Annotated in this window: 20 protein-coding genes, 3 tRNA genes and 1 pseudogene; 17 read left to right on the top strand and 7 right to left on the bottom strand. The window is 70.7% G+C overall.

The genetic code is table 11. The features are described 5' to 3' along the window. The first annotated feature begins 11 nt into the window (after positions 1-11). The 11 genes from ABD401_RS11200 to ABD401_RS11150 all read left to right on the top strand — a co-directional run bounded on the left by ABD401_RS11200 (position 12) and on the right by ABD401_RS11150 (position 11893). Entirely contained in the window at positions 12-920 is a 909-nt protein-coding gene (locus ABD401_RS11200) for an acyl-CoA thioesterase (protein ID WP_344604651.1), read from the top strand. Positions 921-1169: 249 nt separating this feature from the next. Continuing rightward, positions 1170-2174: a branched-chain amino acid ABC transporter permease gene (locus ABD401_RS11195; RefSeq protein WP_344604649.1), complete on the top strand. Its 1005-nt coding sequence runs from the start codon at positions 1170-1172 to the stop codon at positions 2172-2174. Positions 2175-2234: 60 nt separating this feature from the next. After that, positions 2235-3536, top strand: a complete 1302-nt coding sequence (locus ABD401_RS11190) for a branched-chain amino acid ABC transporter permease (protein WP_344604648.1) — start codon at positions 2235-2237, stop codon at positions 3534-3536. Beyond that, positions 3533-4546, top strand: a complete 1014-nt coding sequence (locus ABD401_RS11185; protein ID WP_344604647.1) for an ABC transporter ATP-binding protein — start codon at positions 3533-3535, stop codon at positions 4544-4546. The genes ABD401_RS11190 and ABD401_RS11185 overlap by 4 nt, the downstream gene beginning before the upstream one ends. Continuing rightward, a complete protein-coding gene (locus tag ABD401_RS11180; protein ID WP_344604646.1) occupies positions 4539-5252 on the top strand; it encodes an ABC transporter ATP-binding protein in 714 nt (237 codons plus the stop codon). Before ABD401_RS11185 ends, ABD401_RS11180 begins: the two co-directional genes overlap by 8 nt. A 43-nt stretch (positions 5253-5295) precedes the next feature. Continuing rightward, positions 5296-6297, top strand: coding sequence for an ABC transporter ATP-binding protein (locus ABD401_RS11175; protein ID WP_344604644.1), 1002 nt, complete (start codon positions 5296-5298; stop codon positions 6295-6297). Positions 6298-6305: 8 nt separating this feature from the next. Continuing rightward, positions 6306-8351, top strand: a complete 2046-nt coding sequence (locus tag ABD401_RS11170; protein WP_344604642.1) for an ABC transporter permease subunit — start codon at positions 6306-6308, stop codon at positions 8349-8351. A gap of 2 nt (positions 8352-8353) precedes the next feature. Continuing rightward, positions 8354-9151 (top strand): hypothetical protein, encoded by a 798-nt coding sequence (locus tag ABD401_RS11165; RefSeq protein ID WP_344604640.1) that lies wholly within the window; start codon positions 8354-8356, stop codon positions 9149-9151. A 17-nt stretch (positions 9152-9168) separates the two neighbouring features. Beyond that, positions 9169-10122 (top strand): peptidyl-prolyl cis-trans isomerase, encoded by a 954-nt coding sequence (locus ABD401_RS11160; RefSeq protein WP_344604638.1) that lies wholly within the window; start codon positions 9169-9171, stop codon positions 10120-10122. Next, positions 10123-11337, top strand: a complete 1215-nt coding sequence (locus ABD401_RS11155) for a hypothetical protein (protein ID WP_344604636.1) — start codon at positions 10123-10125, stop codon at positions 11335-11337. A 4-nt stretch (positions 11338-11341) separates the two neighbouring features. Then, positions 11342-11893 carry a hypothetical protein gene (locus ABD401_RS11150; RefSeq protein WP_344604634.1) on the top strand — a complete coding sequence of 184 codons (552 nt, stop codon included), beginning with the start codon at positions 11342-11344 and terminating at the stop codon, positions 11891-11893. 7 nt (positions 11894-11900) lie between these two features. Here ABD401_RS11150 and ABD401_RS11145 read toward each other — a convergent pair whose 3' ends face one another. Both ABD401_RS11145 and ABD401_RS11140 read right to left on the bottom strand, forming a co-directional pair. Further along, positions 11901-12311, bottom strand: coding sequence for a PaaI family thioesterase (locus ABD401_RS11145; RefSeq protein WP_344604632.1), 411 nt, complete (start codon positions 12309-12311; stop codon positions 11901-11903). Positions 12312-12322: 11 nt separating this feature from the next. Next, positions 12323-13705 carry a glycoside hydrolase family 15 protein gene (locus tag ABD401_RS11140; protein WP_344604630.1) on the bottom strand — a complete coding sequence of 461 codons (1383 nt, stop codon included), beginning with the start codon at positions 13703-13705 and terminating at the stop codon, positions 12323-12325. Between the two features lie 51 nt (positions 13706-13756). Between ABD401_RS11140 and ABD401_RS11135 the strand changes: the two genes are divergently transcribed. The 3 genes and pseudogenes from ABD401_RS11135 to ABD401_RS11125 all read left to right on the top strand — a co-directional run bounded on the left by ABD401_RS11135 (position 13757) and on the right by ABD401_RS11125 (position 18147). Next, on the top strand, positions 13757-15277 hold the full coding sequence (locus tag ABD401_RS11135) for an ATP-dependent DNA ligase (RefSeq protein ID WP_344604761.1): 1521 nt from the start codon (positions 13757-13759) through the stop codon (positions 15275-15277). Positions 15278-15297: 20 nt separating this feature from the next. Next, positions 15298-16128 (top strand): C40 family peptidase, encoded by an 831-nt coding sequence (locus ABD401_RS11130; RefSeq protein WP_344604628.1) that lies wholly within the window; start codon positions 15298-15300, stop codon positions 16126-16128. A gap of 350 nt (positions 16129-16478) precedes the next feature. Then, a pseudogene (locus ABD401_RS11125) lies at positions 16479-18147 on the top strand (HNH endonuclease signature motif containing protein). Between the two features lie 84 nt (positions 18148-18231). Here the strand turns inward: ABD401_RS11125 and ABD401_RS11120 are convergent. The 4 genes from ABD401_RS11120 to ABD401_RS11105 form a co-directional block, all read right to left on the bottom strand. Further along, a tRNA-Lys gene (locus tag ABD401_RS11120) sits at positions 18232-18307 on the bottom strand. 346 nt (positions 18308-18653) lie between these two features. Next, a tRNA-His gene (locus ABD401_RS11115) sits at positions 18654-18729 on the bottom strand. Positions 18730-18787: 58 nt separating this feature from the next. After that, positions 18788-19414 carry an oligoribonuclease gene (gene orn, locus ABD401_RS11110; RefSeq protein ID WP_344604626.1) on the bottom strand — a complete coding sequence of 209 codons (627 nt, stop codon included), beginning with the start codon at positions 19412-19414 and terminating at the stop codon, positions 18788-18790. Between the two features lie 10 nt (positions 19415-19424). Beyond that, positions 19425-20102, bottom strand: coding sequence for a hypothetical protein (locus tag ABD401_RS11105; protein ID WP_344604625.1), 678 nt, complete (start codon positions 20100-20102; stop codon positions 19425-19427). Between the two features lie 283 nt (positions 20103-20385). Between ABD401_RS11105 and ABD401_RS11100 the strand changes: the two genes are divergently transcribed. Continuing rightward, a complete protein-coding gene (locus ABD401_RS11100) occupies positions 20386-20769 on the top strand; it encodes a Rieske (2Fe-2S) protein (protein WP_344604623.1) in 384 nt (127 codons plus the stop codon). Between the two features lie 24 nt (positions 20770-20793). Here the strand turns inward: ABD401_RS11100 and ABD401_RS11095 are convergent. Continuing rightward, positions 20794-20866: transfer RNA gene (locus tag ABD401_RS11095), tRNA-Arg, on the bottom strand. A 177-nt stretch (positions 20867-21043) separates the two neighbouring features. Here ABD401_RS11095 and ABD401_RS11090 point away from each other — a divergent pair. Both ABD401_RS11090 and ettA read left to right on the top strand, forming a co-directional pair. Next, positions 21044-21481 (top strand): single-stranded DNA-binding protein, encoded by a 438-nt coding sequence (locus ABD401_RS11090; protein ID WP_344604621.1) that lies wholly within the window; start codon positions 21044-21046, stop codon positions 21479-21481. Between the two features lie 10 nt (positions 21482-21491). Then, positions 21492-23156, top strand: a complete 1665-nt coding sequence (gene ettA / locus ABD401_RS11085; protein ID WP_344604619.1) for an energy-dependent translational throttle protein EttA — start codon at positions 21492-21494, stop codon at positions 23154-23156. Positions 23157-23162: the final 6 nt, after the last annotated feature.

The following is a 23162-nucleotide window of genomic DNA, read 5'->3' as shown; positions in this document are numbered from 1 at the left end:
AGGCTGACCGCGTGCCGCGATCCACGGGTGAACTCGTCGATCTGTTCGTGCTCGAGACGATCGAGGACGGGCTCTACCGGGGGAAGCAGCCCTCGACGGTCATGCAGCGGGTCTTCGGGGGCCAGGTGCTCGGCCAGTCGCTGTTGGCGGCCAGTCTGACCGTCGACCCCGGCCGGTTGGTGCACTCGTTCCACGCGTACTTCCTGCTGCCCGGTGACCCGTCGGTGCCGATCGTCTACGACGTCGACAACCTGCGGGACGGCCGCTCGTTCAGCGCCCGCCGGGTCGCGGCGCGGCAGCACGGGAAGCACATCTTCTACCTGACCGCGTCCTACCAGGGGGACGAGCCCGGGCTGAGCCACCAGGACGTCGCACCCGCGGACGTGCCGCCGCCGGAGGACTGCCCGCCGCTCGCGGACTCCCTCGCGGGCGTCATGCGCTCGGACGTCGCGGCGGCGATGGCGGAGGAGTTCGGCGCGATGGACTTCCGATTCGCGGGCTCCTCGGCCCCGGGCGGCCGGTACCACGACCCCGCGCACCCGGCGATCGCCCGCGTCTGGATGCGGGCCGGCGCCACCTCCGGCCGGGCGGGCGAGGACCCTGCCGACGAGCACGGCATCCCGGACGGCCACATGCTCCACCGGTGCCTGCTGGCGTACATGAGCGACCTGACGCTGCTGCACGCGAGCCTGGTCCCGCACATGACCGTCCGGCCCGAGGACATGGTCCGGGCCTCGCTCGACCACGCCATGTGGTTCCACCGCCCGTTCCGGGCCGATCGGTGGCTCCTGTACGACCAGGTCTCCCCGTCCGCCTCCGGGGCCCGGGGCCTGTCGTTCGGGCGGATCTACCAGGACGGCGTGCTCGTCGCGAGCGCCGTTCAGGAGGGCCTGATCCGGCCCACCGTCGCCCTGCCCTGAGGACGGCCGGATTGATCTTCGGAGGGGGATTTCCTCTCCCACACGGGGGGTCAGGTCTGGCCAGAGGGGTACTCGCTGGGTCTAGACTGCACCGGTCCGCCCCACTTTCGGCTCGTCCCTGAAGTTGCGCCGCAAGTGGAGCAAAGGCCACCTACCTGACATGTGGGGGCCCCGCGGTGCGTCTTTGGCGCGTCCGCAGTGCCTCCTGAACTGGCCGCGTCCCGGCGGCAGGGAAGGCAGCGAGCACGCATGGATTCGCTGACAGCAATGGATCTCAACGGCGGTCTGGTCGGACCGTCCATCGTCGCCGGCGTCACCACGTCGGGCCTGTACGGCCTGGTCGCGGTCGCGCTGGTCCTCAGCTACCGGATCAGCCGCACGATCGCGTTCGTGCACGGCGGCATCGTCCTCGCAGGCGCGCTGCTGTTCTGGTACTTCTGCACCCCCACCTACTCGGGCGGTGAGGACCTCCTCGCCGGCCTCGACGACGGCGGCGGAGGTGGCGGTAGGCCGGAGCTGCCCAAGTGGCCGGTCATGATCGGCCTGATGCTCGCGGGTGCGGCGGTCGCCGCGTTCTACGGCTGGATCGTCACCAGCACCCGCATGGCGACCTACCCCCGCGTCACGCTGACCAACTTCTCGTTGGCGCTGATGCTGATCATGGTCGGCATCATCTTCACGAAGAACAAGTCCTCCGGCGAGCAGGCGCCCAGCCCGTTCGGCGGCGGAGGGTTCAACGTCGACACACCCGGCGGATCCGTCAGCCAACGCGTCTCGTACCACCAGTTGGCGACGCTGATCATCCTCGTGGCGGTCGTGATCGGCTTCGCGATCCTGCTCCAGCAGACCCGCTTCGGCGTCTACACCCGCGCGGTGGCCGACAACGTCGAGGCGAGCAAGCTGGTCGGGGTCCCGATCGGCAAGGTCGGCACCATCGTCTACGCGATCTCCGGCGCCATCGCGGCGCTCGGCGGCATCCTCATCGCGAATCCGGTGGGCACCGAGACGACCGGCATCCTGTTCATCTTCCTGCGCGCCTTGATCGTCTGCGTGCTGGGAGCCTTCGCCAGCATCCCGCTCGCCCTCGCGGGCGCGGTGCTGATCGCAGTCATCGACTCGATGATCGAGTCCGGGGTGTTCGGCACCCCGGACAAGGCGATCAAGGAGATCGTCGTCGTCGCGATCCTGTTCTCCGTGGTCATCGGCATCGACCGGTTCGGAAAGAAGGGGTCGTCCGTCCTCGCAGGTCACTGACCTGTGAACGGACTTCCCGCTCCCTTTCCCGAATCGTCGAAACGCAAGGAGAAGATGGTCATGGCACAGGGCAAGTCGAAGAAGCCGGCGTCGAAAGAGCCGAAGACAACGAAGACGGCACACACCACCAAGGTCGCGCCGGCCAAGGACACCGGTCCCCGCATCGCCGTCCCCCCGCGGGTCGGCGGGGCCGGGTCGAACCCGGTCGACAAGGTGCACGGCTTCCTCGGGGTCCACCCGGGTCTGCTCGTGCTGTTCGCGATGCTGGCGATCTACCCGCTGATCGGCACCGACAGCTGGGTCTACAACGTCACCACCGGTCTGGTCCTCGCGATCTCCGCCCTCGGCCTGCTGGTCGTGGTCGGGTGGGGTCGCGAGATCTCCCTCGCTCAGGCGGGTCTGACCGGTGCGGCGTGCTACATCTCCGGGTTCGCGGCCCGAGAGTTCGACGGCAGTGTCTGGGACATCCCCCTCGTGGACCTGCCGCGCTGGATGTACACCGACCTGGCGTTCCCGCTCGCGATGCTCTGGGGCATCGGGTTCGCCGTCGTCGTGTCGGTGCTCGTCTCGCTGGTCGCGATGCGCCTGTCCGGCGTCTACGTCATCGTTCTGACGCTGTCTCTGCAGTTCCTCATCGAGAACTCGCTGTTCACCGAGGCTGCCCTCACCGGTGGCCTGAGCCCGCTGGAGACCCCGCGGCCCGAGATCCTCGGGGCGAGCCTGAACTGCGCGCAGCCCTGTAACGCGACGCTCTCGGCGGACGACCGGATGTACTACTTCATCCTGGCGTTCCTGTTCGTCTCGATGTACTTCCTGCACCGCTTCCGCCACTCGCGGTTCGGGCGCTCGATGATCATGGTCGGCGTCGACCCCGCGGCCGCGGCTGCCGTCGGTGTCTCGCCGTGGAAGTACAAGGTCGCGGCGTTCGCGATCGCCGGTGGCTTCGCCGGCCTCGGCGGTGCCCTGCTGGCGCCGCTCTACGGCACACCACCGGGCGTGCTGGAGTTCAACTCGTTCAACTCGCTGTTCTACCTCTCGATCCCGATCATGGCCGGGTTCGAGTCGCTCACGGCCGTGGTCGCGGTGGCGTTGCTGTTCCGCCTCGCCCCGCTCCTGCTCGCCGAGATCGACATCGAACTCAACGGTTACCTGCTCGGCGGTCTCGGCCTCGCGATCGGCATCCTGCTCGGCCCACGCGGCGCCGGCGGTTTCGTCTCCGACATCTTCGACACGCGTGCGCGCGCCAAGCGCAAGGCGGCGAGAGCCCAGGGACGGAAATCCTCGACAGGTGGCGGGGCGGCACCGAAGCCACCACGTCCGGAAGCGAAGGTGCCGGTGACGGCGGGATCGGAGTCCAAGTGAGTGCGACAACTGCGGAAGCCGGCCACTCCGCCGGTCACATCGTCTCCGAGGCCGGCGTCGACGCTGAGCGCGACCAGGCGCTCGCGGTCCTGGAGGCGTTCCTGCCCCCGCACCGTGGGGACAGCGGTGACGCCCTGGTGGGCAGCAACCTCTCCATCGCCTTTGGTGGTGTGAAGGCCCTTCAGAACGTCAACATCACCGCGCCGTCGAAGACGTTCGTCGGTCTGCTCGGGCCGAACGGTGCGGGCAAGTCGACGTGCTTCGACGTGCTCAACGGTCTGAAGACGCCGGACTCGGGCACGATCACGATGTTCGGCAAGGACGTCACGACGATGCGGCCGTGGGACCGGGCCAAGCTCGGCATGGGACGTACGTTCCAGGCCAACCGGCTCAACCACGACCTGTCGGTGGGCGAGAACCTGCTCTCGGCCGCGCACCTGGCCATCAAGGGCAACCCGATCACGACGTTGCTGGGCTTCGGCGGCCCGCGCAAGTCGGAGCAGCGGGCCACCGAGGCCGCGTACGCGATGTGCGTCCTGCTGGGCATCAAGGACCACTGGCACGACCGGGTGTCCGACCTGGACTTCGGTCGCCAGCGGCGGATCGAGATCGGCCGGTCGCTCATGTGCGGTCCGGCGATCGTGCTGCTCGACGAGCCGGCCGCGGGTCTGGACGCCGACGACGCCCACGCCCTGTTCGCGCTGCTGCGCCAACTGCAGCGCGACCTGGGTCTGACGATCATCCTGGTCGAGCACTACGTGAAGGCCGTGCTGGAGAACGCGGACCTCGTCTACGTGCTCAACCAGGGTCAGCTGCTCGCGTCGGGATCCCCGGCGGAGGTGGCGGCGGACCCGGTCGTGCGGGCGGAGTACCTGGGTTCGGTCCTGGACCTGGACGAGACCGCCGACGTGATCGAGGCCCCGACCCTGGCCGACGAGGCCGACGAGGTCATCGCCGAGGCTGAGGCCGAGGGCGTGCCCGCGAAGCAAGGGAGCACCGAGAATGCTTGAGCTCAAGGGTGTCGGTTCCGGCTACGGCCGGTTGCCGGTGCTGTTCGACATCGATCTGACGGTTGATCAGGGTCAGATGGTCTCGGTGCTGGGGTCCAACGGCGCGGGGAAGTCGACGCTGCTGAAGACGATCCTGGGCGCGATCCCGCCGAGCAAGGGCGAGATCATCTTCCGCCGCCAGAAGGTGTCGGGCATGCCCGCGCACAAGCGGGTGGGGATGGGCATCGCGCTCTCGCCCGAGGGCCGGCAGGTGTTCCCGTCGCTGTCGGTGCGGGAGAACCTCGTCACCGGCGCGTACGGGGTCAGCACGCCGAACATGAAGGAGCAGTTCGAGCGCGTCTACGAGCTGTTCCCGCGGCTCAAGGAGCGCCAGAACCAGGCCGCCGGGTCGCTGTCGGGCGGTGAGCAGCAGATGCTGGCCGTCAGCCGCGCGCTGATGTCCCGCCCGCGGCTGCTCCTGGTCGACGAGCTCTCCCTCGGCCTCGCCCCGGTCATCGCGGAACGCCTCTACTCCGCCCTGCGTGCGCTGTGCGACGAGGGCCTGTCGGTGATCATGGTGGAGCAGTTCCACCTCGTCGCCGTCGGCTTCTCCGACAAGCAGTACGTCATGGAGAAGGGCCGCTTCGTCAAGGTGACCGAACAGCAGGTCAAGAAGGGCGAGAAGCCGGCCGCGGCGGCTGCCGCGAGCGGAGGGTCCGGATCCTGACCGCAGCACAACCGGCACGGGTAAGGTCGGGCGAATGCCCAGCATGAGCACCGACACGGCCGCTTCCCGGACGGCCGGCGGAGGTTCGAGCACGGACATCGAGCCTCTGCTGGCCGTCCAGAACCTGACGCGCCGTTACGGCACGCGTACTGCGGTGGACGACGTCTCGTTCGCGCTGGGGCCGGGGATCACGGGTCTGCTCGGCCCGAACGGCGCGGGCAAGTCGTCGCTGATGACGTGTTTGGCCGGGTTGGCGGCGTGGGACGCAGGGTCGATCCGGATCGGGTCGGCGGACGTGGCGCGCAACCCGCGAGCGGCGCGCAAGCTCCTGGGCTTCATGCCCGAACGGGTCGCGTTCCCGAACGAGATGCGGGTGACCGAGTACCTCGGGTTCGTGGCCGAGGTGAAGCGGATACCGCGGGCCGAGCGCGCGGCGGCGGTGGAGCTCGCCATCACCCGGACGGGCCTGGGCGCGGTGCCCGACCGGATCGTGGGCAACCTGTCCAAGGGCAATCGGCAGCGGGTCGGCATGGCGCAGGCGCTGATGGGCGACCCGCTGGTGACGATCCTCGACGAGCCGATGAACGGCCTGGACCCGCTGAACATCCTGGACATGCGAGCGATGCTGCAGGAGTACGCGAGCACCCGCGCGGTCATCGTCTCCACGCACCTGCTCACCGACGCGCGCCTGATGTGCAACAACGTGCTCGTCATGGCGCAGGGCAAGCTCGTCTACCGCGGTGCCCCCTCCGAGATGGCCGAGGGCATGGGCCACGCCGTCCGGCTCCGCGTGCGGATCCACGCCCAGGTCGAGCCCGGCGCCGACGACCTCGTCGAGGGCACGACGCTGATCGACACCGCGGCCGACGACCGGGGGACCACCGTCCTGGTGCAGGCCGCCGACGACCGCGCGGTGGCGTCCCTCGTGCAGGCCTGGTCGGCGAAGTGGCCGGTGACCACCGTCGAGTCCACCGCCGACAGCCTCGAAGAGGCCTTCCGCGAAGCCGTGATGGGGTCCGTGGCGACCCGCGACGAGACGGACTGAGGGTTCACGTGCTCACCCTGCTCAAGCGCGAGATCACCTCGCTGGTGCTGTGGCCGGCGACGTACCTGATCGCGGCCGCATACATCGTGATCTCGGGGATCCTGTTCATCGACCTGGTGAGCGCGAACGACTCCGCGGACCTGGAGTCGTACTACGCCAACACGGTCAACACCCTGCTGGTGCTCTGCCCGATCCTGGGGGCACGGTCGCTGGCCGAGGAACGCGCGAGCGGCGCGTTGTCGATCAGCCTGTCCTGGCCGATCTCGCGGACCGCGATGGTGGCCGCGAAGTTCGTCGCGAACACGCTCATCACGTGGCTGGTCGTGTCGATCTCGTGGATCTACTACGTCCGACTGGACGCGATCGCCGAGCCGGAGTTCGCGCGCTCGCTGGGCGGGTGGATCGGGCTGCTGCTGCTCTCGGCGATGTTCAACGCGGTGTCGCTGGCGATCTCCTCGCGGATGAACACGTCGGTGGGGGCGGCATTCCTGTCCTTCGTGGTGCTGCTCGTGCTGCGCCTGATCGCCTTCCTGCCGGAGAACCTGCGGGAGAAGGTCGACCAGTTCGGTCCGCTGGACCGGCTCAACCCGATGCTCGACGGGGTGCTCCCGGCCGAGGACGTCGCCTACTTCGTGGTGCTCTCGATCGCGGCGCTGGCCGTCGCGGTCTACAGCCTCGGGCGGCGGCGGGCCGGCACCGACCGGCGGGTCCAGGCCCAGCGGGCCGCGGCGGTGGTCGGGGTGACGGTGTTCGTCGTCGCGACGCCGGCGGTGGCGGGGGCGGCGTCGGGGGAGATCGACCTGACTCCCGGCAACCGGGAGACGATCTCGACCGCCACCAAGGAGGTTTTGGCTCAGGTCGGCAAGGTCCCGATCACGCTCACCGCGTTCTCCCCGACGGTCAGCCTGGAGGCCTCGCAGGCCCGCGCGACGGTGCGCAAGTACGCCGCCGGCGGGGCGAACATCCAGGTCCGCATCGTCGACCCGGACATCTCTCCGGCCCTGGCCCGCGCGTCCGGCGTCATCGACTACAACGACTACCTGCTCGACGTCGGTGGCAAGACGCAGGAGATCGACGACCTCGTCGAGTCCACCGTCACCACCGCGATCGCCCACCTGGCCCAGACCGACCCGCCGTTGGCCTGCTTCGTCCAGGGCCACGGTGAGCGCCGGATCAATGACATCCAGCCGGAGGGGCTGACGTCCCTGGCCGCGCGGTTGCGGATCATCGGGTGGAAGACCGGGGAGGTCTTCCTCTCCGGCCAGGGCGCCCCGGAGCTGCTGCGCGAGTGCGACGTCGTGCTCGTGATGGGTCCGCGGTCGACCATGCCGAACCGCGAGCTGCGGATGCTGCAGGACTACGCCCGCGGGCAGGGGCGGCTCATCGTCGCCGCCGACGCGGTGCGCGGTGACGTCGAACAGCTGAACCAGCTCATCGTCCCGTGGGGCCTGCGGCTCGGGACGAACCAGCTACGTGACCCGCAGTCACTCGCCGACGACCCCGCGGCCATCGTCTCGTCGCGCTACCCGTCGGCGTCCTCGGTCGTCGACACCCTCAACAAGGACGACACCCCCGTGGTGTTCTCCAACAGCCTTCCCATCGACAAGGCCGGGCCCGACAGCGAGGACGGCCCCCAGGTCGCCGCGCTGGTCCAGAGCTCGCCCAAGAGCTACGAGGTCGACGCCACCGGCAAGCGCATCCCGAAGACCGAGGGCGTCCACACCATGGCTGGATTCACCTACACCCCGGAGCGCGAGGCGGCGGGGGAGACCCCGCGCCTGAGCAGCACCCGCGTGGGAGTCCTGGGCACGGCGGACGCCGCGTCGAACCAGTACCAGAAGTCCTTCGGCAACCAGGAACTGATGGTTCGACTCGTGCAATTCATCGCGGGCAACGACGTCATCATCTCGGCCTACCGCGACGTCGGTCAGAGCGCGCAGTTCCAGATCACCGGCGAACAGCGCAGCTCGCTGATTCGGCAGACCGTCGTGCTGCCGACGTTGGCCGCACTGGTGTTCGTCCCGTTCGTCTACTTCCGGTTGAAGCGGGGCTGACCGTGCGCGGACGGCTGCCCGGAACCCTCGCCGGCCTGGCGCTCCTCGCCGGGAGCCTCACCGCGTGCGGCGACGACTCCACGGGCGCGCAGGACATCGCCGCGATCCCCGTGCCGGCCGAACGCATCGCGTCCGTGACCTACACGGCCGCGGGGAAGTCGGCGACGTTCACGACCCGCAACGGCCTGTTCCTCCCCGGCGACGGCGCCACCGCGGAGTCCGCGACCCTGCTCAACGCGTCCACGACGGCGTTCCCGGTCAACGCGTACCGGATCATGACCGACGTCGACGCCGCGACGCCGGACTTCGGCCTCGTCTCCACCGCGGCGTCCCGCCGGGTCAAGGAGTGCGGCGCCGGGTGCGCGATGACGGTCACCGCGACCGACGGCACCACGTACACGCTGAGCGTCGGCGCCCGCACGTTCAACTCGGCCGGCTTCTACGCCGCCGTCGAGGGCGACCCGCGCGTCTTCCTGTTGATCAATGCCACCGTCGCGCAGATCGTCTCCTTCGCGAGCGGGCGGCCGTTCTCGTTCCCCCCGACGAAACAGGAGCTCGACCTGCAGGCGCGGCAGGACCGACTCGCAGAGGAAGCACAGGGTCGCGGGGACCCCGCCCGGAACTACGATCCGTTCCTGAGACAGGTCCTCGCTGCCGAGGAGGACCGCAAGGCCGCCAAGGAGGGCAAGCCGACGGGAGCGCTGGTGCGAGCAGCGACGTCGACACAGGATCAGCCCGGCGGCGACAAACCGCAGGGCGGGCAGACGGACGGCGAGCAGGCGGAAGGAACGGACGAGTGAGCGGACGAGCATCGCGGGTGCGCAGAGCGGCAGCCGCCGGGGCGGTCGCGCTCTCGTTGGCGCTCTCCGGTTGCGGCGGGGACTCCGAGCCGGCGGTCGCGGCGAACGTCGAGGGCACGGAGATCACCTCGGCGCAGGTCAACGAGCTCTACGACGTCTTCGCGCGGACCGGCGCCGGGGCCGAGAGCCTCGAAGGCGTCGGCGGGGTGAAGGTGGACCCGGCGCAGATCCGGGCGACCGCGCTCTCGTACCGGATCAAGGTCGCCTTCATCGAGTACCTCGCTCAGCGCGAGGGCGTGAAGGTGTCCGACGACGCGACGAAGGACGACGTCTACGACGAGCTCGCGCAGATCGGCAGCCTGAAGGTCTCCGGCTACCAGGGTCAGGACCTCAAGGTCGCTGCTCGCGTCGAGGCGATCAGCAAGGCCATCGCGGCCAAGCTGCTGCCCGAGGTCTCGGTGACGAAGGAAGAGCTCCAGAAGGCCTACGACGAGCGCAAGGACATCGTCGGCAAGAGCTTCCGTGCGACGACCGGCATCGCCTTCCTGGACAGCGAGCAGTCCGCGCTGGCGTTGAAGAAGGAGCTCGACAAGGGCACCGACTTCACGAAGGCCTCCGACGCGGCGGGTGACGTCGTGCTCGCGGCCCAGACCGTCGACATCAACCCGATCACGCCGATCCAGGCCGACATCATCGAGGCGGTTCGGAAGCTCGATCCGGGTAAGACCAGCGACCCCATCCGATACGACATAGGTGACGTGCCGGTGTACGCGGTCCTGCACCAGATCACGCGCAAGGACCTGCCGGCGCTCACGCTCGAAGCGGCAACCCCGGAGCTGAAGAAGATCGTCGTCGACCACAAGCGGTTCCTCGTGTTCGACGACTGGCTGAAGAAGCAGTACCTGACGGCGCGTATCGAGGTCGACAAGTACTACGGGAAGTGGAACCCCACATACCAGGCGGTGGTCTGATTGATCGTCACGAGTGCTCGCCGGCGCCCGGTCGCGGCGCTCGTGACGATGGCCGCGGTGCTGCTCGGCACCGTGGCCGCCCTCCTGCTCACCCCCGGGGCCGCCGCGGCGGCCGAGAACCCCGAGAACATCAAGGTCACGGTGGCCCGCTCGGACATCGTGACGAGCAACCCGAACAACATCACGATGGACATCACCATCGTGAACAAGGACACCAAGCAGCCGCCGGTCTACCGGTACGGCGTCTTCCTCAACGCCCGTGAGGGCGACAACGAGTCCATCCTGGAGGAACCGGAGAACTGCCAGCAGGTCTCCGACAACGACCCCGACGTGAAGCCCGGGGTCTACCGCTGCTCGGTGATCGTGAACAACCCGGGGGCCTGGACGTTCACCGCATTCGTCAACCTGCCGACGGAGACGGGGCAGAAGCAGCTCCAGGTCGTCGAGACGACGATCGACATTCCCGACGCCGTCGTGCTCGAGGGTCAGTTCAAGGGCCTGCGGTACGTCGTCGAGGGGAGCTCGTTCGAGGTCTTCCTGCTTCAGTTCCACGTCGTGCTGGCGTTCGTGTGGTTGATTCTGGCCGCCGCGATCGCGTTCATCGCCGTCCCGCGATTGCGGCGGATGCTCTCGACGCTCGCCCTGCAGACGCTGGAGGTCCGCCGTTCGGTCCTGACCAGCGGCATGTGGGTCTGCTTCGGGGGGACTCTGATCACCGGTCTGTGGCTGCTCGCCACCCAGACCGCCTACGACGCACCGTTCGCGACCAACAACTTCTCGTTCACCGACTACGACAACATCACGCGGCTGCCGTACGCCGCGATGTACTTCAACGCGCTGTACCTGAAGATCCTCGTCTTCCTCGTCATGGGCGGGGCCAACATGGTCCTCGCCATGGAGGCCGCCCGGCAGGCGCAGGCCGCCCAGGACGCGGCCCTCGCCGACGAGGACGAGATCGACATGTGGGCCACCGGCGTCCACTTCGACGAGTTCGGCCACGTGCTGCACGACGAGACGGCGGCCTCGGCTTCCGGGCGCACGGCCGTCGCCACGCGGGCGCCGACGGTGCCGGTCGGGGTGAGCCAGCGGGCGCTGTGGGCCTGCGTCGCGGTCATGGTCGGCGGGACCGGCGTCGTTGGTCTGTGCGTAACAATCCTGAAGTACTGTCACGAGCTGATCGAGACCGCGAACGCGGCTCGCATCCTCGGAGGGTAAGGACATGCGAATTCGTCAGGGTGTCGCCGTCGGTCTGGCGGCGATCGGTCTGGCCGCTCTCGGGCCCGTCGCGACCCCGGTCGCCGCGCACAGCGGCGGTAAGGCGGTCGTGCTCGTCGCGGACCTCACCCTGACGCCGTCCGGGAACTCGTGGACCGCGAACACCACCCTCGTGGACGGCGACTCCGGCTCCCCGATCCGCGGCGCGGCCGTGAAGGCGATGCTGGGCACGCCGGCCAAGGCCCACGACCTCACGCCCGGCTCGACCCTCGGCAACTACACCGGTTCGCTCGGCGCGCTGCCGGCCGGGCCGACGCACCTGGAGCTGCAGGTCCGGACGCTGCCCGGCTCCGAGCCGATCGTGCCCTACACCAACGCGTGGGACTTCGATCTGACGGCAGGTCAGCCCGTCACGGTGGCCCGGGAGACCGCGGGCGGCGGCGGCAGCAACGTCGCGCTGATCCTCAGCGTCGCCGGCGCCGTGATCCTGCTGGCACTGCTCTACGGCCTGTTCTCGCTGCGGCGGCGCACGGCCGGTCCGCGCATCGAGCGGTAGGAGCGCGTCAGAGCGCGTTGAGGTTCTGCAGGCGAACCTCGCCGCGCGCGATCAGCTTGCCGTTGTCGTCGACGATCTCGGCGAGCCAGAGCTGCTGCGACCGGCCCCGGTGGATCGGCGTGCCCGTGGTGGTCAGACGGCCCCCGCGGAAACTGCGGATGAAGTCCGTGTGATTCGAGACGCCGACGACCGGGCCGCCGTCCCAGAGGTGGGCGCCGATGCTGACGGCCGTCTCGACCAGCGCGCAGTGGACCCCGCCGTGCAGGACACCGGCGGGCTGGTGGTGCCGCTCGTCGACCTCGAGGCTCAGCACGACCTTGTCCGCGCTCGCCTCGACCACCGTGGCTCCCATGAGGTCCACGAAGCCTCGGGTGGCGTCGGAGATGTCCAGCCGGCCCTCGTTGCGTTCGGTGCTCATGGGCGGCGAGCCTACGTGGGCGGTGGGCCGACGGTGCCGTCCCGGGTCGCCAGCGCGAGCAGCACGATCGCGGACGTCCAGCCCAGCGGGGCCACCGAGGCGGGAGAGCCGTCGTTCGCCACCTTCTCCGGGAACGCGCCGAAGCCGGTGCGGTGTGACGCCAGCCACTCGAACCAACCGGCGAAGCTCTCCTCGTCGCCCCGGCCGGCCGCCGCGAGAGCGAACAGCGCGGTCGCCGGGGTCCAGGCGACGTCCCCGACCCGGGGGATGTTGCCCGGGCGCAGGCCGCCCGAGGGCATGCGCAGCTCGGCCTCGGTGCGGCGGACGGCGGCCGTGACCGCCGCGGCGTCGAGCGGGGCCAGCGGCGCGGCGAGGAACGTCACTGCGCTGTCCGGCCCGGCTCCGGCGACGGGGTGCCGGCGGTAGCCGGTCGCGCCGAAGCGCGCCTCGATCGCGGTGGCGAGACGGGACGCGGCGGCGCCCCAGCGCCGTTGCGCATCGGGTTCGCCGAGGTCGGCGGCGAGGGCGGCGGCCGAGCGGAGGCCGAGGAGCAGCGGAGCGGCGATCCCGATCGTGGGCCGGGTCTCCCGCTGCTCCCAGTAGTCCGAGGAGGGGCGGGGCAGACCGGTGTCGGTGAGCGACCCCACCGCCGCGTCCGCCGCCCGGCGCAGCATCGTCCAGAATTCCCGGAGGGCGGCCGTGTCGCGGGCCGGCCGGTCGCGGTCCGAGGCAGCCTGCCACCAGGACCACAGCGCCCAGGGGACCCACCCGACCGCGTCGAGCTGGCGGGCGCGGCCGTCGCGCACCGGCGTCCCGTCCGGGCGGTAGCGGCTCACCCACGTCCCGTCGTCGTCCTGGACGCGGGTGAGGAACCGCAGGATCGCGCGGGCCTGGTCGGGGTGCCCGGTGGCGGCGAACGCGACGGCGTGCCAGCTCGCGTCGCGGGGCCAGACCAGGTGCCAGGGGCCGAACGGGGAGGCGACCGAGGCGCCGTTCGGGTCGGTGAGCAGGGCGAGGTCGAGCAGGGCACGGGTCGCGACCTCGCGCTCGGCGTCCGTCCGGCCGGGGACGGTGCCGGCGGCGAGCCAGGCCCGCGTCGCGTCGGCGAGGGCGGCGTGGTCGACGGGCGCCGTGCGGGGGACGACCGGGTAGGCGCCGGTGGGCAGCAGGTCGCCGGGGCCGGGCAGGGGCGCGTCGGCGAGCAGGCTGGTGCCGGGCAGGTAGGAGCCGGAGGCGTCCGGCGGCAGCGTGATGCGGAACGCGTCCGGGCCGAACGCCGAGCCCGCGACCCCGGCCGAGTACAGCGGCGGCCGGGTCTCCCGGGCCGCCCCCGCCCCGGCCGCGCCGGCGGCCGCGAGGGCCACCGCGAGCACGGCCGCCACCGCCCCACGCATGCGGCGAGCATAGGGAGGCATGGTGTCGGTGCCGTGGGTCAGACTGCCTGCGTGCTCCTCGACGTCCTGGCGCGGACCTCGGCCGAGGTGGCCGGGACGTCGGCGCGGTCGGCGAAGATCCGGCTGATCGCCGACTGCCTGCGTGCGGCCGAGGCCGCGGACGTCCCGATCGTCGTCGCCTACCTCGCCGGTGAGCTGCGCCAGCGCCGGACCGGGCTCGGCCCCGCCGCGCTGCGCTCGCTGCCGCCGCCGGCCGCGGAGCCGACGCTGACGGTGGCGGAGGTCGACGCCGCCTTCGCGGCGATGGCGGGCCTGGCCGGCGCCGGGTCGGCCACGCGGCGGGCGGAGTTGTTCCGGGACGTGGTCGGGCGCGCGACGGCCGTCGAGCAACGGCTGCTGTCCGGGCTGGTGGCGGGGGAGCTGCGGCAGGGCGCCCTGGACGGCGTCATGGTCGAGGCGGTCGTCGCGGCGTCGGGCCGGCCGGCGACGGAGGTCCGGCGGGCGGTCATGGTCGCCGGGGCGGTCGGGCCGGTCGCGGAGGCGGCGCTCGCGGGCGCCCCGGACGCGCTCGCCGCGTTCGGGCTGCAGGTCGGGCGGCCGGTGCGGCCGATGCTCGCCCAGTCCGGGACCGGCGTCGAGGACGCGCTCGCGCGCACCGGCCCCGCGGCGGTGGAGTGGAAGCTCGACGGGATCCGGATCCAGGTGCACCGGGCCGGGGACGGCGTCGCCGTCTTCACCCGGAGCCTCGACGAGATCACCGGCCGGGTGCCGGAGGTCGTGGCCGCGGTGCGGGAGCTGCCGGTGCGGTCGGTGATCCTCGACGGCGAGGCCATCGCCCTGCGCCCGGACGGGCGTCCGCTGCCGTTCCAGGCCACGGCCGCCCGCAGTGCGCGGCAGCGTGCGGAACGGGCGGCGCCGGTCCCGCTGACGCCGTTCTTCTTCGACTGCCTGTCCCTCGACGGCGTCGACCTGACCGGCGCGCCCGCCTCCGCGCGGCGGGCTGAACTGGAGCGCATCGCCCACCCGGGACTGCTGGTGCCGCGGGCCGAGGTCACCTCGACCGAGCAGGCGGCGGACTTCCTGGCCGCAGCGATCGCGGCCGGGCACGAGGGCGTCGTGGTGAAGGCGCTGGCGGCCGGGTACGACGCCGGCCGGCGCGGCGCCGGCTGGGTGAAGGTGAAGCCGCGGCACACGCTCGACCTCGTCGTCCTCGCGGCGGAGTGGGGCCACGGGCGGCGGCGCGGCCGGCTCTCGAACCTCCACCTCGGGGCGCGCGACCCGGCGGGCGGGTTCGTGATGCTCGGCAAGACGTTCAAGGGGCTCACCGACGCCCTGCTGGAGTGGCAGACCGAGCAGCTCCTGGCCCGGGCCGTCGACCGGGGCGACTGGGTCGTGACGGTCCGGCCCGAGCTCGTCGTCGAGATCGCGTTCGACGGGGTGCAGACCTCCCCCCGCTATCCCGGCGGCGTCGCGCTCCGGTTCGCCCGGGTACTGCGGTACCGGGAGGACAAATCCGCCCAGGAGGCGGACACGATCGATGCAGTTCGCGCGATACATGCGCGACAGGGGTGACGGATGTGACGATGGGCCCCATGCGAATCTGGGGGCGGAAAGCAGCGGTGCTGGTCGGCGGCCTGACGGCGGTCGCGGTCGTGGGCGGGATGCTGCCCGCGGAGGCGGCGCCGGCGCCTCGTGGTGCGAAGACGACGTTGGCGCCGGTCACGACGATCACCCCGGCGAAGGGCTGCGTGGTCCTGACGCCCGGGATGAACGGCGTGAAGGTCCGGATGGTCCAGCAACGACTCGGGCTCCCGGACTCGGCCTGGGAGACCATGGACGCCCGCACCCGGAACGCGGTCAAGAAGTTCCAGCGCGCCCGCGGCCTCGCCGTCGATGGCGTCGTCGGGCCGAAGACCTGGGCGGCGATGGGCTTCCGCGAGGACTTCTGCATGGACCGCTGGACGGCCAAGCCCGCGCTGCCCCTCACCGCGACCGCCGCCGAGCGCCGCAAGACCATGATCAAGTTCGCGCGCACCTACCTCGGCGCCGAGTACGTCTGGGGCGGGGCCGGGAAGGTCAAGTACGGCATCGACTGCTCGGGCCTGGTGCTGCAGGCGCTCTACCGCGCCGGCCTCGACCCGCAGCCGATCACCGTCGACAAGCACGTGCTGCCGAAGTACCGGACCAGCCTCGAGCTCTACAACCACTCCGGCTTCGCCCACTTCCCGGTCGCCGAGCGCAAGCGCGGGGACCTGATCTTCTACCGGAGCAACGAGACCGGCCGCGTCAACCACGTAGGGATCTACCTGGGCAAGGGCAAGATCCTCGAGGCGGTCTCCGGCCCCGACACCGTCCGGATCGGCAAGGTCACCACCTACCGGTACAGCCAGACGATCATGCCGACGGTCGTCCGGCCGTTCTGACGCCTCATCAAGTCCCGTCAAGAAGGGGTGACACCCCTTACTCCGCAGTAAGGGGTGTCACCCCTTCTTGACATGCACTGGAGATGACATCTCTTGTGCAGGCCCGACATGCACTGGAGATGACATCTCTTGTGCAGGTGCCGGTGGTGCTGATGAGGTGTCAGAGACGTTGCGTCGCCGGGGATCCAGGGCCGCGGCGGACCCAGGCGTCGACGAAAACGGACTGTCGGTGGTGCCGTCTAGGTTCATCAGTGATGACGGGGACATCGACAGCAGCAGCAGGGGTTCCCACGCCGAGTGCGTGGGGCATCTCGTTGGGCATCGCGCCCGGCGAGGGCGAGTGCGCGTCGATGACCGGGGCCGAGTCGGTCGCGCTGTTACGCGCCGGCCAACGGCAACTGAACGCCGCCCACGCGGTCTGGTTGGGTCTGGTGGCCGAGGTCGGGTCCCGGGGCCTGGATTCCGGCGACGAGATCGTGCGCCTGCCCGCCCCGGACCGCTGGGGCGGGGACGAGGTCCGCACCGCGCTGCGGATCTCGGCCTACTCGGGCAACGAACTGCTCGACTTCGCCTGGGCCGTCGTGCGCCGGTTCCCCAAGCTGCACGCCGCCATGGCCGCCGGGGACCTGAGTATCGAACGGGCCCGGGTGATCCACTTCTGGACCCGGGACATGAGCGACGAGCACGCCACCACCGTGATCGACGAAATCCTCGGACACTGCTCGATCGACGCCGACCGCCCCTGGACCAGTGAGCAGATCGGGGCGCGGTGCCGCAAACTCGGCATCCAACTCGACCCGGACTGGGCCCAACGGCGATTTCAAGAGGCCTACCGCGAGCGGCGGGTGATCTCCTGGCGCAACGAGGACGGCACCGCCACCCTGGCCGCGCAGAATCAGGACCCCGCCCGGGTCGCCGCCGCCATCGCCCGGGTCCGCAAACTCGCCGACGACGCCAAACGTGCCGGGGACCCGCGGCCGGTGGATCACCTGCGCTCGGAGATCGCGCTCAACCTGCTGGACGGCACCTACGCCGACTTCACCGACGACCAGATCCTCGCCCACCTCGCCGCCACCCGCCCCACCGATGCGGAGACGGCCGAGACGGTCGAGACGGCCGAGACCGACCAGACGGACGTGCCGGAGCCCGAGCACGAGGAGGAGCCCGAGCCCGAGTCGGAGCCCCAGGCGGAGCCCGAGCCCGAGCCGCAGCCCGAACCGGCGGCGGAGCCGGCGCCGGTGGTGCGGTCCCCGCACCGCGGGGTGCAGCTCACCGCGAAGCTCTCCACCCTGCTCGGAATGGACCGCGACCCCGCCGAACTCGCCGGGCAGGGACCGATCCACGCCGAACTGGCGTGGGAGTGGGCGGAGAAGCTGTCGGCCGGGCAATGGCGGTTCGCGGTCACCGGCCCCGACGGGTACGCGATCTCCTCCGGGCTGGTCGGCGCGCGGCCGGTCGACTGGGAACGGCGCCGGACCAGTGACCACGGCATCGTCGACCTCCTGATCCCCGCGGCCCTGCTGCAGGCACTGATCGAGGAGACCGTCACCAGCGCCCAGATCGCGCTCTGGCGCCCCGTCCTGGTCGAGATCGGCCGCCAACACCTCCTGGCCACCGCCGGCGCCGAGAAGGGCGACCCGGCCGGGCCGGACCCCGCGGACGCCCGCCGCCGCTTCCCCCTCAGGGCTACGCCGGGACACCCAACTGCGGATGACGACCTGCCAAGGCCCCGGCTGCCGGCTCCCCGCCGCCCGGTCCGAGATCGACCACACCCTCGACCACGCCCGCGGCGGCCTCACCCTGGCCGGGAACCTCGGACCCCTGTGCGAGCACGACCACGACCTCAAAACCAAAGGCGGCTGGCAACTCCTCCGCCTCAACGACCGCAAGGTCCGCTGGATCACCCGCCTCGGCGCCGTCTACGACGTCGAGATCCCACCCCTGATCGAACCCGACCGGCCGAGGGAACCCCGAGAACGACCACAACCCCGCCCCGCACCCGACGAGCCAGCCGCCTGAGGCTCCCGGGGCGGACAAGGTCGCCCCGGTGCGGGGCCGGCCCGGAAACGAAGAAACCGCAGGCCTCAGGCCTGCGGTTCCCGCTGGTGCGCCGCGAGGGACTTGAACCCCCAACCCGCTGATTAAGAGTCAGCTGCTCTGCCAGTTGAGCTAGCGGCGCGCGAGCGGTGTGAGGCTAGCAAACGGGTGAGGCTTCGGTGAAACCGGTTGGCGCGTCGCGCCTCGAGGTCGCCCGGCCAGGCGAGATCGGGGAGCAGGGTCAGGGGGATTCCGCGGTCGAGCATGTCGAGCGCCAGGTACTCGCGAGAGCCGTCCTGAGGTCGTCGGTTGCAGCTACCCATGTCATACAAATCGGTCGACACCGGCCGAATCCGTAGCGCCCGAACGGGTGGAAAGCAATCACATCGCGACACGGCGTGTCGCAGACGCGGCTGAACGCGTGAGGCGCCCGGAAATGCGTGAGGCGGGTGAGAGCTTCTGCTCCCACCCGCCTCAGCGCTTCCGTCTGGGGTGAGCGACGGGACTTGAACCCGCGGCCACCGGGACCACAACCCGGTGCTCTACCAGCTGAGCTACGCCCACCATGACCGCCGCAGCGGCCAGCAGAGTCTACCCATGCCGCGACGGCGCTCGTGACCGGTTATGCGGTCGGCTGCTCGGGAGCCGGGGCCGGGGGTGAGGCGTACTTCGCGGCGATCGCCTTCGCGGTGGCGGTGTCGGGCCCGGGGTCGGGGACGAAGACGGCCTCCCGGTAGTACCGGAGCTCGGCGATGCTCTCCCGGATGTCGGCCAGCGCCCGGTGGTTGCCGGTTTTCGCCGGCGCGTTGAAGTACGCGCGCGGGTACCAGCGCCGGGCGAGCTCCTTGATCGAGGAGACGTCGACGATCCGGTAGTGCAGATACTTCTCGACCTTCTCCATGTCCCGCGCGAGGAACCCGCGGTCGGTGGCGACGCTGTTGCCCGCCAGCGGCGACTTGTTGGGCTCGGGCACCCACTCGCGGATGTAGGCGAGGACCATCTCCTCGGCCTCCGCCAGCGTCTTGCCGCCCGGCAACTCGTTCAGCAGGCCCGAGGAGGTGTGCATGTTGCGGACGACGTCCGGCATGGTCTCCAGCGCCGCGTCCGGCGGCTTGATGACGACGTCGACGCCGTCCCCGAGGATGTTCAGCTCGGAGTCGGTGACGAGGACCGCCACTTCGATCAACGCATCCTGTTCGAGGCTGAGCCCCGTCATCTCGCAGTCGATCCACACCAGGCGGTCATTCATTCGACCCACCCTAGTCGTGGGACTCCGACGTTCTCCCTGGTGAACCGAGGTCGTCCAGGTGGGTGCCCGTCAGGGCCATCACCGCGACGGCCAGCACGACGATCCCGCTGAGCGCTCCCGCCCACAGCGCGGCGGTCCCGACGCTGACGTCGCTGAGCGCGATCACCACGAGCGCCACGACCGCGGCGAACCCGCCCCAGGCGACGGTCTCCAGCAGCGCCCGGGGCAGCGCCGCGACCCGCTTCGCCAGGCTGGGTCGCGCCGGGACCGGTGCTTCCGCAACCGCCGCCGGCGCCGCCGCAGCCGCTGGCGCCGCCGGGGCGGGACGTGGAGCGGTCGGCCGTTCCAGGGTCGCGACCCGACCGGGCGGCGGGGCCGGTGCGGGAGCTGGGGCCGGCGCGGGAGCGGGAGCCGGCGCAGGTGCCGGTGCCGGCTTGGGGGCCGGCGGCGCCGTGACACGGACCGGCTGGGGCTTCGGAGTGGGCCGCGGGGGTGGCGTCGGCTCCGGCTCGGGGGCAGGACGGGCGTGCCGGCCGCGGACCGGGGCGAGGCGGGGTGGCTCGATCCCGGCCTCCCGCATCGAGGCCGGGGTCGGCAGCGGCGGCGGAACGGGGAGCGTCGGGGGTTCCGGCTCGACCGCAACGGGCTCGACCGCCACGGGCTCCACCACGACGGGCTCGACCGCCACGGGCTCGAACGCAACGGGAGAGGGCTCCGGGGCGGGTGGGGCGCTTGGGGCCGTGTCCAGGCGGCGGCGTCCCGCGGCGCGGTGTGAAGAAGCCGACCGGGACGTCGTCGCGCGTTCGAGCGGACGCGCACCGGCCGGCGCGCTGTGCCGACCCATGAGGGCCACAGGATACGAACTATGGCCTTTGTGGGGCTATCAACCATTCGCCCGTTTGCGCTTTGCTCTGAGGCGGGGAACGCCGCGGCCGTGCCCGACGGCGGCGCGAACGCCCCGGAGGTCTGACATGGCTGCGGAAGTCTCGGCCGGAAAGCTCGACGAGTTCGCCAACGGGAGCCTGACGCCCGTCGAGGTCGGGGGGAAGAAGGTGCTCGTCGCCCGCACCGGGGAGTCGGTGTGTGCGGTGGTGAACCGGTGCCCGCACCTCGGCTTCTCCCTGACCAAGGGCCCGGGTGGACTCACCTACGACGACGGCGTCGTGCAGTGCGCGTGGCACAACTCGCGCTTCGACGTCTGCTCCGGCGAGAACCGCGACTGGGTGGGCGGCTTCGCCGGCCGCTCCCTGCCGAAGTGGTCGCGCGGCGCGCTCGCCCTCGGCCGCAAGCCGAAGGGCCTCGACACCGTCCCGGCCATCGTGCGCGACGGCGAGGTCCTGCTGCAGCTCGACTGACGGTCGACCGCCGCAGGAAACCGGCGCCCCCGGAGAGATTCGAACTCCCGGCACGCGGAGTAGAAATCCGCTGCTCTATCCGCTGAGCTACGGGGGCCTTCGCGAATGACGCTCGAGGATACGCAGCACGAGCGTCGCTCTCGCTGATCTCCCGCGGTTTTCCACAACGCGCACACCCCCGACGTTGTCCACAGACGGCGACATCGGGGTCCGCGCGAGGGCGCAGGCTTGCCCCGGGCGGTCGGAGAGTCCGGTCGCCGGGGAGGAGCAGGACATGTCCAGCCAGACGTGGGTGACCGTGTGCGGCGTGGTGGCGGCCGACGACCCGTCACAGCGATCGGACACCGCGCCCGTGAAGTTCCGGCTCGCGAGCACCTCGTCCTGGAAAGGGGACGACGGGATCTGGCGCGACGGGGTGACCAACTACTTCGACGTCGTCTGCTGGGACAAGCTCGGCCGTCACGTCCTGGAGTGCGTGCGCCGTGGTGACCCGGTCATCGTCCAGGGGAAGCTCGAGATCCGGGACTGGGAGACCGATCGCGCCCGCGGCCGGACGGTGCAGATCAACGCCCAGCACGTCGGTTTCGACCTCAAGATCCGCAAGGCCTACCTCCAGCAGCCGCCGGTGCGTCCGGCGTGGGCGGAGGAGCGCGAAGAGACGCCGGTCACGGCCCTGGAGGGCGCGCAAACGCAGAGCGAGCCCGCGGCATAAAGTGCCGGGCGTGGCTGAGTTCATCTACACGTTCCGCAAGGCGCGCAAGGCGCACGGCGACAAGGTCATCCTCGATGACGTCACCCTGTCGTTCCTGCCCGGCGCGAAGATCGGCGTCGTCGGCCCGAACGGGGCGGGGAAGTCGACGGTCCTGCAGATCATGGCCGGGCTGCAGCAGCCCTCGAACGGTGACGCCATGCTCTCGCCGGGCTACACCGTCGGCATCCTGCTGCAGGAGCCGCCGCTGGACGAGAGCAAGACCGTCCTGGAGAACGTCGAGCTGGCCGTCGCGGAGACCAAGGCGATCCTCAACCGCTACAACGAGGTCTCCGAGCTCATGGCCACGGACTACAGCGACGAGCTCATGGAGGAGATGGGCAAGCTCTCCGACGAGATCGAGCACCGCAACGCCTGGGAGCTCGACTCGCAGATCGAGCTCGCGATGGACGCGCTGCGCTGCCCGCCGCCGGACGCCGACGTCAAGGTGCTCTCCGGTGGCGAGCGGCGCCGCGTTGCGCTCTGCAAGCTGCTGATGGAGGAGCCCGACCTGCTCCTGCTCGACGAGCCCACCAACCACCTCGACGCCGAGAGCGTGGAGTGGCTGGAGCAGCACCTGGAGAAGTACCCCGGCACCGTCGTGGCCGTCACCCACGACCGGTACTTCCTTGACAACGTCGCGCAGTGGATCCTCGAGCTCGACCGCGGTCGCGCCTACCCGTACGAGGGCAACTACTCGACCTACCTGGACCTCAAGGCGCAGCGCCTCAAGGTCGAGGGGCAGAAGGACGCCAAGCGCAAGAAGCGCCTCGAGCAGGAGCTCGAGTGGGTGCGGTCGAGCCCGAAGGCCCGGCAGACCAAGAGCAAGGCGCGTCTCGAGCGGTACGAGGAGATGGCGGCCGAGGCCGACAAGTACCGCAAGCTCGACTTCGAGGAGATCCAGATCCCGCCGGGCCCGCGCCTGGGCGACGTGGTCATCGAGGTCGACCATCTGTCGAAGGGCTTCGGTGACCGCCTGCTCATCGACGACCTGAGCTTCACGCTCCCGCGCAACGGCATCGTCGGTGTCATCGGCCCGAACGGCGCCGGCAAGACGACGCTGTTCAAGATGCTGCTCGGGCTGGAGCAGCCGGACTCCGGCACCGTGAAGGTCGGCCAGACGGTCAAGATCTCGTACGTGGACCAGGGGCGCAGCAACCTGGACCCGGAGAAGAACATCTGGCAGATCGTCAGCGACGAGCTCGACTACATCAAGGTCGGGCAGGTCGAGATGCCGTCGCGTGCGTACGTGTCGGCGTTCGGCTTCAAGGGCCCGGACCAGCAGAAGCCGTCGAAGGTCCTCTCCGGTGGTGAGCGCAACCGCCTCAACCTGGCGCTGACGCTCAAGCAGGGCGGCAACCTGATCCTGCTCGACGAGCCGACCAACGACCTCGACGTCGAGACCCTGTCCTCGCTCGAGGACGCGCTGCTGGAGTTCCCCGGCTGCGCCGTGGTCATCTCCCACGACCGGTGGTTCCTCGACCGCGTCGCGACGCACATCCTCGCCTACGAGGGTGACTCGCAGTGGTTCTGGTTCGAGGGCAACTTCGAGGGCTACGAGAAGAACAAGGCCCAGCGGCTCGGCCCGGAGGCGTTGCGTCCGCACCGCGCGACGTACCGCAAGCTCACCCGCGGCTGAGGTCGG

The organism is Sporichthya brevicatena, from assembly GCF_039525035.1.
In the GTDB taxonomy this organism is placed as follows: Bacteria; Actinomycetota; Actinomycetes; order Sporichthyales; family Sporichthyaceae; genus Sporichthya; species Sporichthya brevicatena.
Note: the sequence above shows the minus strand (reverse complement) of the source record. Positions and strands in the feature narration are given on the sequence as shown.